This is a genomic window from Streptomyces sp. NPDC059906, assembly GCF_042730645.1.
Taxonomy (GTDB): domain Bacteria; phylum Actinomycetota; class Actinomycetes; order Streptomycetales; family Streptomycetaceae; genus Streptomyces; species Streptomyces rubrogriseus.
On the sequence record NZ_JBHWKU010000003.1, the window covers coordinates 229,312 to 243,857 of the forward strand.

Annotated in this window: 14 protein-coding genes and 1 pseudogene; 7 read left to right on the forward strand and 8 right to left on the reverse strand. The window is 74.4% G+C overall.

What is annotated here, in order from left to right; all coding sequences use genetic code 11:
- Positions 1–12 precede the first annotated feature (12 nt).
- From ACFV9J_RS06455 to ACFV9J_RS06465, 3 genes and pseudogenes are all read right to left on the reverse strand, one after another.
- On the reverse strand, positions 13–1,251 hold the full coding sequence (locus ACFV9J_RS06455) for an ROK family protein (protein WP_385350685.1): 1,239 nt from the start codon (positions 1,249–1,251) through the stop codon (positions 13–15).
- Positions 1,252–1,288: 37 nt separating this feature from the next.
- The gene (locus ACFV9J_RS06460; RefSeq protein WP_385350687.1) at positions 1,289–1,525 is read right to left on the reverse strand and encodes an alpha-ketoglutarate-dependent dioxygenase AlkB; all 237 of its coding nucleotides are present in this window, start codon (positions 1,523–1,525) and stop codon (positions 1,289–1,291) included.
- Between the two features lie 115 nt (positions 1,526–1,640).
- Positions 1,641–2,126 (reverse strand): annotated as a pseudogene (locus ACFV9J_RS06465) (alpha-ketoglutarate-dependent dioxygenase AlkB); the annotation flags it as partial.
- A 182-nt stretch (positions 2,127–2,308) separates the two neighbouring features.
- On the opposite strand from ACFV9J_RS06465, the gene ACFV9J_RS06470 reads away from it, so the two are divergent.
- Positions 2,309–3,442 (forward strand): methyltransferase, encoded by a 1,134-nt coding sequence (locus tag ACFV9J_RS06470; protein WP_385351325.1) that lies wholly within the window; start codon positions 2,309–2,311, stop codon positions 3,440–3,442.
- Positions 3,443–3,613: 171 nt separating this feature from the next.
- Positions 3,614–4,393 (forward strand): DeoR/GlpR family DNA-binding transcription regulator, encoded by a 780-nt coding sequence (locus ACFV9J_RS06475; RefSeq protein ID WP_011027539.1) that lies wholly within the window; start codon positions 3,614–3,616, stop codon positions 4,391–4,393.
- 94 nt (positions 4,394–4,487) lie between these two features.
- On the opposite strand, the gene ACFV9J_RS06480 is transcribed toward ACFV9J_RS06475, so the two are convergent.
- Entirely contained in the window at positions 4,488–5,492 is a 1,005-nt protein-coding gene (locus tag ACFV9J_RS06480; protein WP_385350691.1) for a hypothetical protein, read from the reverse strand.
- Positions 5,493–5,691: 199 nt separating this feature from the next.
- Here ACFV9J_RS06480 and ACFV9J_RS06485 point away from each other — a divergent pair, with 199 nt between their 5' ends.
- From ACFV9J_RS06485 to ACFV9J_RS06495, 3 genes are all read left to right on the forward strand, one after another.
- Positions 5,692–5,925, forward strand: a complete 234-nt coding sequence (locus tag ACFV9J_RS06485; RefSeq protein WP_385350694.1) for a heavy-metal-associated domain-containing protein — start codon at positions 5,692–5,694, stop codon at positions 5,923–5,925.
- A 78-nt stretch (positions 5,926–6,003) separates the two neighbouring features.
- Positions 6,004–8,265: a heavy metal translocating P-type ATPase gene (locus ACFV9J_RS06490; protein ID WP_385350696.1), complete on the forward strand. Its 2,262-nt coding sequence runs from the start codon at positions 6,004–6,006 to the stop codon at positions 8,263–8,265.
- Positions 8,266–8,470: 205 nt separating this feature from the next.
- Complete coding sequence (locus ACFV9J_RS06495; RefSeq protein ID WP_385350699.1) at positions 8,471–9,136, forward strand: phosphatase PAP2 family protein; 666 nt, start codon at positions 8,471–8,473, stop codon at positions 9,134–9,136.
- Here the strand turns inward: ACFV9J_RS06495 and ACFV9J_RS06500 are convergent.
- Together ACFV9J_RS06500 and ACFV9J_RS06505 are read right to left on the reverse strand one after the other, a co-directional pair.
- Positions 9,109–9,561: a phospholipase gene (locus ACFV9J_RS06500; RefSeq protein WP_385350700.1), complete on the reverse strand. Its 453-nt coding sequence runs from the start codon at positions 9,559–9,561 to the stop codon at positions 9,109–9,111. The two genes, ACFV9J_RS06495 and ACFV9J_RS06500, sit on opposite strands and share 28 nt — an antisense overlap.
- Positions 9,562–9,689: 128 nt before the next feature.
- Positions 9,690–10,805 (reverse strand): Gfo/Idh/MocA family protein, encoded by a 1,116-nt coding sequence (locus ACFV9J_RS06505; RefSeq protein WP_385350702.1) that lies wholly within the window; start codon positions 10,803–10,805, stop codon positions 9,690–9,692.
- A 237-nt stretch (positions 10,806–11,042) separates the two neighbouring features.
- On the opposite strand from ACFV9J_RS06505, the gene ACFV9J_RS06510 reads away from it, so the two are divergent.
- A complete protein-coding gene (locus ACFV9J_RS06510) occupies positions 11,043–11,645 on the forward strand; it encodes a Dps family protein (RefSeq protein WP_003977779.1) in 603 nt (200 codons plus the stop codon).
- Positions 11,646–11,656: 11 nt separating this feature from the next.
- The gene (locus ACFV9J_RS06515; protein ID WP_385350706.1) at positions 11,657–12,730 is read left to right on the forward strand and encodes an ABC transporter permease; all 1,074 of its coding nucleotides are present in this window, start codon (positions 11,657–11,659) and stop codon (positions 12,728–12,730) included.
- 13 nt (positions 12,731–12,743) lie between these two features.
- Here the strand turns inward: ACFV9J_RS06515 and ACFV9J_RS06520 are convergent, their stop codons facing one another.
- Positions 12,744–14,288, reverse strand: coding sequence for a helix-turn-helix domain-containing protein (locus tag ACFV9J_RS06520; RefSeq protein ID WP_385350708.1), 1,545 nt, complete (start codon positions 14,286–14,288; stop codon positions 12,744–12,746).
- Positions 14,285–14,482: a hypothetical protein gene (locus ACFV9J_RS06525; protein WP_385350711.1), complete on the reverse strand. Its 198-nt coding sequence runs from the start codon at positions 14,480–14,482 to the stop codon at positions 14,285–14,287. The genes ACFV9J_RS06520 and ACFV9J_RS06525 overlap by 4 nt, the downstream gene beginning before the upstream one ends.
- Between the last annotated feature and the right edge of the window lie 64 nt (positions 14,483–14,546).

Genomic DNA, 14,546 nt, shown 5'->3' on the forward strand with positions numbered 1-14,546 from the left:
ACGTCCGGTCGCCTACGCCGGTACGCCGAGCGGGTCGTCCAGAACCGGCTGCCAGGCCAACTCGGCCGCGCCGACCAGGCTGTTGTGGTCGAGGCCGCAGGGCAGGATCGGCACCCCGCCGCTCTGGCCCCACAGGCTGCGCCCGGCGACGACCGCGCGCAGCCGCTCGGGGTCGGCGTCGAGGAGCGCGCGGTGGAGTCCGCCGAGGATGATGCGGTCCGGGTTGAGGATGTTCACCAGGCCCGCCAGTCCCAGGCCGAGGCGGTCGATGAGGGTCTCGGTGGCGGTACGGACGGCCGGGTCGGCGTAGTACTCGCGGATCAGGTCGTAGGACTGCTGGAGCAGGGACACCTCGGGTCCCGGTTCCCGCCCGGCCGCCGTGAGGAAGGCCAGCGGGTCGGTCTCCACGTCCAGGCAGCCGCGGCTGCCGCAGTGGCAGGGGCGGCCCTCCGGGTTGACGGCGAGGTGGCCGACCTCCAGGGCGAGTCCGGAGCTGCCGGTGTGCAGGCGGCCGTCCAGGACCAGGGCGCCGCCGACCCCGCGGTGGCCGGTGGCCACGCACAGCAGGTCGCGGGCGCCGCGTCCGGCGCCGTGGCGATGCTCCGCGAGGGCGGCGAGGTTGACGTCGTTGCCGGTGAAGGCGGGGCCCTGGATTCCCGCGGCCCGCACCTGCCGCGCGAAGATCTCCCGCACGGGTGCGCCGGCCGGCCAGGCCAGGTGCAGCGGGTTGAGGGCCAGACCCTCCGGTTCCGCGACGGCCGACGGCACGGCGAGCCCGGCGCCGACGCAGCGCCGCCCGGTCTCCCGCAGCAGCTCCGCGCCCGCCTCGACGACGGAGCCGAGCACCTTCGCCGGGTCGGCGTCGACGACCTCGCAGCCGGGCGCGGTCGCGACGATCCGGCCGCCGAGGCCGACCAGGGCCGCGCGGAAACCGTCGGCGTGGATCTGGGCGGCGAGGGCGACGGGCCCGTCCTCGGCGACCGAGAGGCGGTGCGAGGGGCGGCCCTGGGAACCGGCCGCCGCGCCGGGCCTGGCGTCCACCCGGATCAGACCGAGCGCCTCCAGTTCGGCGGCGACCGCGCCCGCCGTGGCCCGGGTCACGCCCAGTTCCGCGGTGAGGACGGCCCGGGTGGGGGCGCGTCCGGTGTGCACGAGCTCCAACGCGGGTCCGAGCGCACCGCGCCCCCGGTCCAGCCGCGTCCTCGAGGTGGTCCCTTCCCCCGCCGCCCGGGGGTCCGCCTTGCCGCTCATGAGGGGGAGTCTCCCATGATCCGTCCGCACGGGGTGCCTAGAAGCCACTGACCCGGAGCGTGATGTTCAGCCGTCCACCGAGTCCCAACTCGGGCGGCGCGGTGCCCGGGTGCACCCTCGGCACCCCGTGGTACGCGAGCCGCGAGGGGCCGCCGAAGACGAACAGGTCGCCGCTGCGCAGCTCGGTGTCGGTGTGGGGCCTGTCCGGCGGGTCAGGTCGCAGGAAAGACGGGGCACCTTGTCCCCGCCGGTGAGCGGGGTCCGGTGCGTCCATGTGCAAGGCGGAGGAGGGCGTCGACGCGGAGCGTCGGCAACCGACGACAACGCCGCAGATGGGCGTGCCGGACCCCGCGTCTGCGGCATGATCCGCCGGACAGGCCCTAAGGGCGGGTGCGGGTCTCGGGGTTGCCGAAGCGGAAGACGCAGGTGTCGCCGAGGCTCAGGGAGACCACGGGGGCCTCGGAGCGCTCGTCCGCGTCGCGGTGCATGCCCATGCGGGCGTCGGCGTCGTAGAAGTTGATCAGCGCGATGTCGTACGGCTCCCGTGCCACCGCTTCGGCGCCCAGCGCGTCGGTCACCGCGCGGCGGGCGAGGTCGTCGAGCCGGGCCGGGAAGGGCTTGACCGGGGCGCCGTCGCCGTCGACGGCGGTGGCGGCGTAGCCGTACGGGTACCAGTGCCGGCCGAGGCAGACCTGCCGGGCGGTCATGGTGCCGCCGCCGGGGGTGCGCACCGTGCGCAGTCCGGCCGGTGGGCGGGCCCATGCGCGGCAGGCGTCCAGCAGCTCGCGCTGCCGGACCGGGGACAGCCAGTCCGGCACGTGGACGGCGCCGGGCGCGGTCTCGGCGCGGGTCCTGGGGAACAGCTCGGCGTCCATGCCCCCATCCTGCCTCCGCGCCCCGCCTCCCGGGCACGACCGGCGCTGAGCTGCGGCTCGGCTAGCCTGGACACACGATGAACGACCGCAGCGCGAACGACCGCAGCACGAACCACCCCAGCACGAACCACCCCGGCGCGAACCACCGCGGCGCGAACCACCGCGGCGACCGCGACGACCGCATGGCGACTCCGTGGGGCGAGCGCGTGCTGTCCCGCTTCCCCGAGGACCCCCGCGACCGGCTCCGCGCCTGGGACGCCTCCGACGAGTACCTGCTGGGACACCTCGCGGAGCGGGAAGTCCCCCTGTCCGGCACGGTCGTGGTCGTCGGCGACCGGTGGGGAGCGCTGGTGACGGCGCTGGCCGCGCACCGTCCGGTGCAGATCACCGACTCCCACCTCGCGCAGGAGGCGACACGGGTCAATCTGGGGCGGAGCGGTGCCGAGCCGGGCTCGGTGCGCCTGCTCACCACGCAGGACCCGCCGCCGGACCGCGTCGACGTACTGCTGGTGCGGGTGCCGAAGAGCCTCGCCCTGCTGGAGGACCAGCTGCTGCGGCTGGCGCCCGCGCTGCACGAGGGCACAGTCGTGGTCGGCACCGGGATGGTGAAGGAGATCCACACCTCCACACTCCGGCTGTTCGAGCGGATCGTCGGCCCGACCCGGACGTCCCTGGCCGTGAAGAAGGCCCGGTTGATCTTCGCGGAGCCCGATCCCGCGCTGCAGCGGCCGGCCAACCCCTGGCCGCTCGGCTACCGGTTGCCCGACGACGTCTGGCCGCTCTCCGGTCGCCCCGTCGTCAACCACGCCGGTGTCTTCTGTGCCGACCGGCTCGACATCGGCACCCGCTTCTTCCTCCGACACCTGCCCGACCCCGGGCGCTTCCGCCGGGTGGTGGACCTGGGCTGCGGCAACGGTGTGGTCGGTACGGCGGTGGCGCTGGCCGATCCGGACGCGGAGCTGCTGTTCACCGACGAGTCGTTCCAGGCCGTGGCCTCGGCCCGGGCGACGTACCGGGCGAACGAGGTCGCGGGCCAGGCGGAGTTCCGGGTCGGCGACGGGCTGGCCGGAGTACCGGACGGCAGTGTCGACCTGGTGCTGAACAACCCGCCGTTCCACTCCCACCAGGCGACGACCGACGCCACGGCGGGGCGGATGTTCACCGGGGCGCGGCGGGTGCTGCGCCCCGGCGGCGAACTGTGGGTGGTCGGCAACCGGCACCTGGGCTACCACGTCAGGCTGCGGCGCCTGTTCGGCAACAGCGAGCTGGTGGCGGGCGACCGGAAGTTCGTGGTGCTGAAGGCGGTCAAGGAGTAGCAGAAGAAGCGGGGACGGGCGCGGTCCGGGCCACCACCTGGATCAGCGCGTGGGAGCTGCCGACGGCGTCGAGCGGCGGCGCACCGTCCTTGCCGCCGACCTCACTGTCAAGCAATCTGTGGCAAGAGGGCGTGCGTTAGGGTCGGCGGGGATCGAGGAACGGAGGCGCGGATGTCGCGCGACGCCCGCTGGAAGGCGCTGCTGGAACTGCTCGTCGAGCGCGGCCGGCTGGACGTCGAGGAGGCGGCGACCGAGCTGGAGGTCTCGGCCGCGACGATCCGCCGCGACTTCGACCGGCTCGCCGAGCAGCAGATGCTGGTGCGCACGCGGGGTGGCGCGGTGGTGCACGGGGTGTCGTACGAACTGCCGCTGCGTTACAAGACCGCCCGCCGCGCCTCGGAGAAGCAGCGCGTCGCACAGGCGGTCGCCGCCCTGGTGGCGCCCGGTGAGGCGGTGGGGCTGACCGGGGGCACGACCACCACGGAGGTGGCGCGCGCCCTGGCCGTGCGCGCCGACCTGGCCTCCGGCACCCCCGCGCTGACCGTGGTGACCAACGCGCTCAACATCGCCAACGAACTGGCCGTTCGCCCGCAGTTCAAGATCGTGGTGACCGGCGGGGTGGCCCGGGCGCAGTCGTACGAGCTGATCGGCCCGCTCGCGGACGGCGTACTGGGGCAGGTGACCCTCGACGTGGCGGTCCTGGGGGTCGTCGCCTTCGACGTCGCACACGGTGCCGCGGCCCACGACGAGGCCGAGGCCGCGATCAACCGGCTGCTGTGCGAGCGCGCCGAGCGGGTCGTCGTGGCCGCCGACTCCAGCAAACTGGGCCGCCGGGCGTTCGCCCGGATCTGCGCGACCGAGTCGGTGGACACGCTGGTGACGGACGGCGCGGCCGACCCGGAGCTGGTGGGGCGGTTCGAGGAGGCGGGGGTCCGGGTCGTCACGGCCTGAGGGGGCCCGGAGGTGCGCCCGGCCCCGATGGTGGCGGCGACCCCGGTGATGGCGGCGACCTCATAGATGGCGGCGACCCCAGTGGTGGTGCCGGTCAGTGCCCGTGTCCGTCGGTGTGTTCCGGCGTGGCGCTCGGGTCGGCCTCCGTCGTCGCACCGGTCGTCGTGCCCGTCGCCGATCCGGCGCGCACGGTGAACGCCGCGGTGTGGACCTCGCCCCGGTGCCGGAAGTCCAGGAAGAGGCGGTAGGTGCCGGCGCTGGGCGCGGTGGCGGTGAACGAGATCTCCGGGCCCGGCCGGGTGGTGCCGTCGCCGGGTTCGCCGTTCGGGTGGACGTGGAGGTAAGCGAGGTCGCCGGAGCGCAGGGCGACGAGGTGGCCGTAGGCGCCCAGGTAGGGCTGGAGGTCGCCCACGGGTTCGCCGCCGCGGGACACCTTCAGCTTCAGCTCGCTCGCCCTGCCGGGGCGCAGGGACCCGTCGAGTTCGACCGTGTAACCGTCGGTCCGGGCGGTGCCGTTCGGGGCCGGGAGCCGTGCGGGCTCGTATCGGCCGGAGGCGGCCAGGTCGGCGCCGAGGGTGAGGTTCTCCGCGTCCTCGCCGGCCGGGGTGAAGTCGGCGAAGACGCGGTAGCCGCCCGCGGCGGGCAGGTCGACGGGGGTGCTCCAGGTGCCGTCGGCGGCCCGGGCGGGGTGCAGGTGGCGGTAGGTGGCCAGGTCACGTGAGGCCAGGACGAGGTGGAGTTCCTTGTCATGCTCGCGCCGGTACGCGGTCACGGCCGCGCCGCTCGCGTCCCGGACCGTGAAGCGCAGCTCGGTGCGCCAGCCGGCGGTGACGCGGGTGGTGGCGAGGTCGAGGGTGTAGCCGCCCTCGGAGATCTGCAGGCCGCCGGGCGGTGTGCTCTCGTGACCCCCGTGGCCGCCATCCTGTTCCGGCCGCGGCGTCGGTTCGCGCGGCCCGTCCGGTTCGCCGTGCTCGTCATGGGGTGCGGGCGCGGCGCCGTCCGCGACGATCGGGTCCGTCGCCGTGCCGACGCCGTAGGCGGTGCCGAAGGTGGCGGCCAGCGCGGCGGCGAACGCGGTGATCCTCAGTCCGGTGTGCATGACGGTCGTCTCCTCGGATCCAGGGGCTCCGGCTCACTCGGAGACCCTTTTCATGCACCTCACCATACCCCCCGGGGGTAGTGAGTCAAGCGGTGGAGACACTTGCGCTGGGTACCCCCTAGGGGTATACATGGACTGGCCGGGACGGATACCCCCGCCCCGTATTCGTGATCACACCGTCAAACCTTCGGAGGAAGCAATGCCCTCGAACGTCACCGCCCCCGTCACCGCCGCCTACGCCGTCGCCGGCATGAGCTGCGGTCACTGCAGCGCGACGCTCACCCGGGTGATCGGCGAGCTGGACGGAGTCATCGGTGTCGACGTCCGACTCGACACCGGCCGGGTCACCGTCACCGCCGACGCCGAGCCGGACGACGCCGCGATCGCCGAGGTGGTCGACGAGGCCGGGTACGAGCTGACCGGCCGCGTCTGACCGACCCGCACTCCCCCGCCGCACCGCCGGGACCCGCGAGGCCGGGTCCCGGCCGACGACCCCGCATCAGGAGCAGCCATGACCACCAGTACGACCAGCGCACCAGCCGAGGTGGAACTCGCCATCGGCGGCATGACCTGTGCCTCGTGCGCCGCCCGGATCGAGAAGAAGCTGAACCGGATGGAGGGGGTCACCGCGACCGTCAACTACGCGACGGAGAAGGCGAAGGTCAGTTATGCCGGTGACGTGTCCGTCCCGGAGCTGATCGCCACCGTCGAGGCGACCGGGTACACGGCCCGCGAGCCCGAACCGGTGCGTACCGATGCCGGGTCCGGGCCGGGGGACGCCGGGACCGTCGACGAGCTGCGGCCGCTGCGGGAGCGGCTGGTGACGTCGGTGGTGCTGGCGGTCCCGGTGATCGCGATGGCGATGGTGCCCGCGCTGCAGTTCGAGTACTGGCAGTGGCTGTCGCTGACGCTGGCGGCGCCCGTGGTGACGTACGCGGCCTGGCCCTTCCACAAGGCGGCGTTCACCAACGCCCGGCACGGCGCGGCCACCATGGACACCCTGATCTCGGTCGGCACCTCGGCGGCGTTCCTGTGGTCGCTGTGGGCGCTGTTCCTCGGCACCGCGGGCACGCCCGGCATGACCCACCCCTTCGAGCTGACCATCGCCCGCGGCGACGGCTCCGGGAACATCTACCTGGAGGCCGCGGCCGGGGTGACCGCCTTCATCCTCGCCGGGCGCTACTTCGAGGCGCGGTCCAAGCGCAAGGCCGGTGCCGCGCTGAAGGCGCTGCTGGAGCTGGGCGCCAAGGACGTCACGGTCGTGCGGGGCGGCCGCGAGGAGCAGATCCCGGTGGGGGACCTGAAGGTCGGGGACCGTTTCCTGGTCCGCCCCGGCGAGAAGATCGCGACCGACGGCACGGTCGTCGAGGGCACCTCCGCGGTCGACGCGTCGATGCTCACCGGCGAGTCGGTGCCGGTCGAGGTCGGCGTGGGCGACCCGGTCACCGGGGCGACCGTGAACGCGGGCGGCCGGCTGGTGGTCGAGGCGAGCCGGGTCGGCGCGGACACCCAGCTGGCGCGGATGGCCAGGCTGGTGGAGGACGCGCAGAACGGCAAGGCCGCGGCCCAGCGGCTCGCCGACCGCATCTCCGCCGTCTTCGTCCCCGTCGTGATCGCCCTCGCGCTGGCCACCCTCGGCTTCTGGCTCGGCAACGGCTCCGGACCGGCCGCCGCGTTCACCGCCGCCGTCGCCGTCCTGATCATCGCCTGCCCCTGCGCGCTGGGCCTCGCCACCCCGACCGCGCTGATGGTCGGCACCGGGCGCGGCGCCCAGCTCGGCATCCTCATCAAGGGCCCCGAGGTCCTGGAGTCCACCCGCAAGGTCGACACCATCGTCCTGGACAAGACCGGGACCGTCACCACCGGCCGCATGACCCTGCTCGCCGTGCACACCGCCGACGGCACCGACGAGTCGGACGTGCTGCGGCTGGCCGGAGCACTGGAGCACGCCTCGGAGCACCCGATCGCGCAGGCGGTGGCCGCGGGCGCCACCGAACGGGTCGGCGCCCTGCCCACCCCCGAGGACTTCGCCAACGTGCCCGGTCTCGGCGTGCAGGGCGTCGTCGAGGGCCACGCGGTTCTCGTCGGCCGCGAGAAGCTGCTCGCCGAGTGGGCCATGGAACTGCCCGCCGGTCTGGCCCGGACCAAGGCCGAGGCGGAGCGGGACGGCCGTACCGCGATCGCCGTGGCCTGGGACGGCGAGGCCCGGGCGGTCCTGGAGGTGGCCGACGCGGTCAAGAGGACCAGCCCCGAGGCGATCACCCGGCTGCGGGCGCTGGGCCTGACGCCGGTGCTGCTGACCGGGGACAACGAGGCGGTGGCCGCCTCCGTCGCCCGCGAGGTCGGCATCGAAGCCGGGCACGTGGTCGCCGAGGTCATGCCCGAGGACAAGGTCGCCGTCGTCAAGCGCCTCCAGGACGAGGGGCGTTCGGTGGCGATGGTCGGCGACGGGGTCAACGACGCCGCCGCGCTGGCCCAGGCCGACCTGGGCCTCGCCATGGGCACCGGCACCGACGCCGCCATCGAGGCGGGCGACCTCACCCTCGTCCGCGGCGACCTGCGCGCCGCAGCCGACGCCATCCGGCTGGCCCGCAGGACACTCGGCACCATCAAATCCAACCTGTTCTGGGCCTTCGCCTACAACGTCGCCGCCCTGCCGCTCGCCGCCGCCGGACTCCTCAACCCGATGATCGCCGGAGCCGCCATGGCCTTCTCCTCCGTCTTCGTCGTCGGCAACAGCCTGCGCCTGCGCGGTTTCAAGGCCGCGGACTGACCCAGCGCCGCAGCACCGGGCCGCCGGCCGACTCCACGAGGGTCGGCCGGCGGTCCGCCCGTGCGTGGCCCCGGTGGGGCCGAGCCGCACGGCCGGACCGGAATCCCCCTGCCCGCGGTCCCCCGGACGGGCCCCGTCCACGCGCCGCCGGGTCCGCGGACGACCAGGATGGCTGGGGTCCCATCTCCCCGCGGAGCAGGAGCCCATGACCGAACCGACCGAACCGACCGACGCCGACGGCGGCACCCGCGGCCCGCTCGGGCCGCCTCCCGGCCCGGGGTCCGCGCGCAAGCTGGCCCTCACCGCCGTACTCGGGGATCTGCGGGCCGTGGACGGCGCGCTGTACGCGGCGGTGGCCGCCACGTCCACACCCGCGCTCGACCGGGCGCTGCGGCGCCTGTCCCACTCCGCGGACCATTCGAAGGTCTCGCTGGGGATCGCCGCCGCGCTCGCGCTGAGCGGTGCGCGGGCGCGGCGGGCGGCCCTCGTCGGCGTCGGGGCGATCGCCGTGGCGTCGGCCTCGACGAACCTGCTGGGCAAGCGTCTGGTGCGCCGGGCGCGCCCGGACCGGGAGGCGGCGCGGGTGACGGTGGACCGGTACGTCCCCATGCCCGCGTCGGCGTCGTTCCCCTCGGGACACACGGCCGCGGCGGTCGCGTTCGCCACGGCCGGGGGCGTCGTCCTGCCCGAGGCGGCCGTACCACTGGGCGCGCTGGCGAGCGCCGTCGGCTACTCCCGGGTCCACACCGGCGTGCACTATCCCGGTGACGTCGCCGCGGGCGCCGTCCTGGGCATCGCCAGTGCGGCGGCCGCGCTGGCGGCGGCGGCGCCTGCCCGGGTGGGTCAGCCGAACACCTTCACGGCCTGGTAGTAGGTCCAGGCCGTGCTGTTGCAGGCGGCCTTGGTGGCGCCGCCGTATCCGGAGCAGACGCGCTTGAGGTCCTCGTAGAAGGCGCTGTCGAGACGGGACTTGTTGGCGCTGAAGGTGCCCGCGTCCTTGTAGTTGCGGTAGCCGAAGTCGTGCCGTGCGCAGGAGGTGCTGAAGGGGAAGCCGAACGGGTTGTCCGGCGAGGAGGAGCAGTAGTCGGTGGTCCAGTCGAAACCGTAGGCGGACCAGGCGGACTTGTTCGCCCGGGCGGCGGTCCAGGCGTGGTAGCTGGACGCGCTGGTCTGCGTCCAGCTCGCGAGGACCTGTGGCTTGTCGGCGGGAGCGGCGTCGGCGGCCGCGGCGGTGGCGACGACGGTGGTCACGGCCAGGGCCGCGGTGGTGAGTCCGGTGGCGAGTCTGCGGTGCATGCCCACACCTCCATGAGGACGCGGCCCGCCCCTCGGACCGCAGGTTCATGCCAAGATGATGCGCATCTCCACCACCCGTTCACACCTCCGGCGGCCCAACTCTCTGTGAAACCCACTGCTTTGGGTCGTTACGCGTGCTCTCCGGGAGCCCAGTCGGGGTGGTCGCCGTGCATCGCGGAGTAGAAGGGGTCACCGGCGGCGATCTCGCCCGCGCGCACCGGCCGGCCGGTGAACGCCGCCTTGTACAGGGCCGCGGCGAACTCCAGCGTGGCGCGCGCCTCCCGGCCGCTGCCGGGCGGGCGGGCCCCGGCGTCCCAGGCGTCCAGTACGGCGCCGAGCTGCGCCGCGTGGGAGCTGGGCTCGTCGGCGTACGGGGTGCGCCAGGCGGCGGCGCGGGCGGGCGCGACGTGCCGGGCCGGGGTGTAGGTCCAGTCGTCGTCGCGGTGTCCGTACAGGTGCGTCAACTCGACCGTCGCGTCGGCGCAGTCGACGCGAATTCGGCTCACCTCGTCCGGGGAGAGCACGCTGTTGACGACGGTGGCCAGGGTGCCGCTCTCGAAGCGCACCAGGGCGGTGGAGACGTCCTCGCTCTCGGTGTCGTGCACCAGGCGCGAGGCCATGGCCCGTATCTCCGCCCAGGGGCCGAGCAGATGCAGCAGCAGGTCGTACTGGTGGATGCCGTGGCCCATGGTCGGGCCGCCGCCCTCGGTGGACCAGCGGCCGCGCCAGGGCACCGCGTAGTAGGCGGCGTCGCGGTGCCAGGTCGTCTGGCAGTGTGCGACCAGCGGGGCGCCCAGCTCGCCACCGGCGATCAGGTCGCGGGCGTGCGCCGCGCCGGAGCCGTACCGGTGCTGGAAGATCACGGACGCGTACGCACCGGACGCCTCCTCGGCCGCCGCGATGTCGTCGTACTCGGCGAGGGAGAGGCACAGCGGCTTCTCGCACAGCACCCAGGCACCGGCCTTCAGCGCGGCCACCGTCTGCTCCCGGTGCAGCGACGGCGGCGTGCCGACCAGGACGAGGTCGGGGCGTACGGCGTCCAGCATGGCGCCCGTCGACGCGTACCCGGCGACGTCGCCGGGCGCCTGCGCGCGGAAGGCGTCGAGCCGCTCGGGGTCCACGTCGACGGCGGCGACCAGTTCGGTGCGGTCGGCGTGGGCGGCGAGGGCGGGCAGGTGGCTGCCGGTGACGATGGCACCGGTGCCGACCACCGCGACCCGGCGCCGGGCGGGACGTGGGGACATGCGGTCCTCCTCGGACGGCGGCGCGGTCGCACGCGCCCGTCGGTTGGGAAGCGTCGGTTGGAAAGCGTCGATTAGAAAGCGCTTTCAAGTTGGGCTGACCCTAAGCGGGGACGGATGGCCCGGACAACCCCCACCGTTTGCGGGCCGGGCGTACGGCTGGTCGACTGGCGCGGGGGGACCGGGACCGGCGCTGTCGCGCCGGCCCGCTCTTCAGTCCTCTCCGGAAGGAGTCCAGGCGTGAGTTCCCCGAAGCCGAAACCCCCGTCGTCCGCGGAGCACCGGTCGGACGGCAGCCAGCCCTGGCTGCACCAGAAGGGCCGGACCATTCAGGAGTTCGGCACCGTCAAGCAGTTCCCCGTGGCCCTGACCATGGACACCCGGCTCTACTCCTGCCAGCGGCTCAACAAGGTCCTGGCGGACACCCGGATCCTGCACGATCTGTACAAGAAGTACCACTGGCTGATGCGCGGGGCGACGTTCTACCAACTGCACCTGCTGCTGGACAAGCACGCGGGTGAGCAGCTGGAGCTGATCGACACCGTCGCCGAACGCGTCCAGACGCTCGGCGGCGTCGCGGTCGGCGACCCCCGGCACGTCGCCGAGATCACCACCGTGCCGCGCCCGCCGGACGGCGTGGAGGAGGTGCCGTCGATGCTCTCGCGGCTGCTGGAGGCGCACGAGCTGATTCTGACCGAGTGTCACGACGCGGCGGCCCGCACCCAGGAGTACGGGGACGACGGCACCAACGACCTGCTGGTCTCCGAGGTCCTGCGGACCAACGAACTCCAGGCGTGGTTCGTGGCGGAACACCTCGTGGACACGCCGCTGGTCCACGCCTGACCCCGCCGGACATGGCGCACACGTCGCAGGACGCCGACGACGGCGCGCCGGCGCGCGGGCGGTGGTCCGCGTTCCGGCAGTCGCCGTTCTGGCCGGCCACCGTGCTGGTGCTGATCCTCGCCGCCGCGGCGGGCTTCTTCGCGGGCTCGTACACCTACTCGATGGCGAACCCGACTCCGCGTCTGATCCCGACGGCCGTGGTCGGCTCCTACGAGAAGGCGGGTGGCCAGGCCTTCCTGCGCGGCCTGGAACAGGCGCTGGACACCTCGGTGCGGGTGCATCCCTACGAGACCCGGGCCGCGGCCCGCGAGGCGATCGAGCAGCAGGAGGTCTTCGCGGTCTTCGAGTTGCGCGACGACGGGCGAAGCGCCGTCCTGGACGTGTCCGGAGCGTCCGGCGCGTCGGTCGCCGAGCTGCTCGCGCAGACGGCACCGGCCGTGGGGAAGAAGCTCGGCGTCCAGGTCACCGTCCGGGACGTCAATCCCCTCCAGCGTGGCGACCCGCGCGGGCTGGCCATCTTCTACGTCTCCCTGGCCGCCGTGATCATCGGCTTCGTCGGGGCGATTCAGCTCAGCGTGCACGCGCGGACGCTCACCCCGTTGGAGCGCATCCTGTTCACGGTGGCCTACTCGCTGCTCGGCGGGTTCGTCATCGCGGCCACGGTGGACTGGCTGCTGGGCGCGGTGGACCTGCCGTTCGCCGAGTCGTGGCTGATCCTGGCGCTCACGATGTTCGTGTCCGGCATGGTCTTCACCATGTTCAACACCATGTTCGGCCGGTGGGCGATGCTGCCGACCTGGGGCCTGATGGTGATCATCGGCAACCCCTCCTCGGGCGGCGCGGTGTCCTGGCCGCTGCTGCCGTCGCCGCTGGGGGTGATCGGCCGGTGGCTGCCGCCCGGGGCCTCGGTCAACGCGCAGCACACCGCGGTGTACTTCCAGGGCCACCAGCACGCCTTCCCGTTCCTGGTGCTGGGCGGGTGGGCGCTGCTGTCCTGCACGGTCTTCTGGGTCTGGCGGCACCGGCATCCCGGCGGGCGGGAGAAGGCGCCGCCGGAGGCCGACCCGGAGGCCGCCGTGTCCTGACGGCCGGCCGGTCTCAGGGGGAGGTCAGGGCCCGGCAGGCCATCTGGAGGGCGAGCCGGTTGCTGGGGTCGTCCAGCGGGACGCCGAGCCGTTCGCGGACCTGACGCAGCCGGGCGGCGACGGTGTTGCGGTGCAGGCCGAGGGCGCGGGCGGTGGCGGCGGCGGAGCCGCCGTGCTCGAGGAAGACCCGCAAGGTGGTGAGCAGGTGTGCGTGCTCGGGGCCGCCGAGCGGGGCGAGCGCGGTCTCGGCGAAGGCCCGGGTGATGTCGGACTGCTGCCAGGCGGCCAGCAGTCTGCCGACGCCGAGTTCGTCGGTGTGTTCCACGGACGGCCGGACGTCCCTGGCCGCCGCGAGCCGGGCCGCGTTGCGGGCCTCGGTCAGGGTGTCGGCCAGGCCGCCGGGGCCCTGGCGGGGCCTGCCGATTCCGGCCACCAGCCGCCAGCCGGCGGGTAGTTCGGCGAGTGCCCGGCGTACCCGGCGCAGCAGCAGGCGGGGTTCGTCGTCGGCGGGCCGGGGACCGCTGCTGGACCACAGGGCCCAGTCGCCGTCGCCCTCCGCCACCGCCTGGGCGGTGACGCCGTGCCGGGACAGGGCGGCGAGCAGTGGTGCGGGGACGGTGTCGGGACGGTCCGCCCCGGGCGGTTCCTCGGCGCGTACGGCCAGACCCACGTGCCAGTCCTCCAGCCGCCAGCCCAGGGCGACGGCCTGCTCGACGACCTCCCGGCTGACGGTGCCCCGGCCGGTGACGACCTCCGCCAGCAGGCGGCGGCGGACGGCGCTGTCGTGGTCGGCCCGGGTGCGGGCTCCGGCGAGCCAGGACCGGACGAAGGGTTCGAGCAGGGCGAGGCCCAGCGCGACGGTGTCGGCGCGGTCCTCGTCGGCCCGTTCGAAGGGCCACACCAGCCACGCGGTGACCGGCGCCGTACCGCCCGGCAGGTGCCCGGCGAACGGAACGGCGTGCACGGGGTGGGCCACCAGACCGGCGGTGCGCTGGGGCACGGCCAGCTCCGGGCGCAGGGCGTCCGGCACCACCGGGTCGCCGACGATGGCTCCGCCGTCGGGGGTGACGAGGCTGACCTCGGCGGCGAGCACGGCACGGGCGACGGCGATCAGCTCCGGTCCCTCCGTGCGGGTGGCGAGGCGGCGGAGCAGGTTCTCGACGGTGCGGGCCCGCGTCACCTCGGGGGCACGGACCCGCAGGGTGAGGTCGAGGGCGAGCCGGAACGGGTCGTCGGTGGCGGCCCACAGCACGGGGATCCGCAGCCGGTCTGCCAGTCGTACGGCGGACAGCGGGGGCCTGGCCGCGCCGTCGGCGGTGACGCACAGCGCCGCGGCTCCGGCCTCCTGGGCGCGGCGGACGAGGGCGTCGAGCCGGTAGGCCGGGGTGGCGTCCGCCAGGGCGCAGAGCACCAGGTGACCGTCGACCGGGGCGAGGGCGCCGCGGTGGACGGTGACATCACGCACGGCCCGCCCCAGCCCGGCGTGTCCGGCCAGCGTCCGGGCGCCCCCGAGCAGGGGGTCGGCCAACAGGTCGGCGACGCTCGGTACGGCGGTCACGACGGCCCCCACGCCGAGACGGCACCTGGGCCCGCCCGTCCCGCGACCGGACCGGCGGGCGGCGCCAGGCCGAGACCGAAGGCACCGGCACCGGCCAGGGGTTCCGCCCCGGCAGGCCAACGGGTGCGGAGGCGGAACAGGATCACGTGGCCGCCGGTGCGGAACCGGTCGGCGACGCTCAAGACGGCGGTCATGACCGGCCCCACGGCGAGACAGCGCAGAGGCCCGCGACCGGACCCGGCGGCCGCGCCAGGCCGA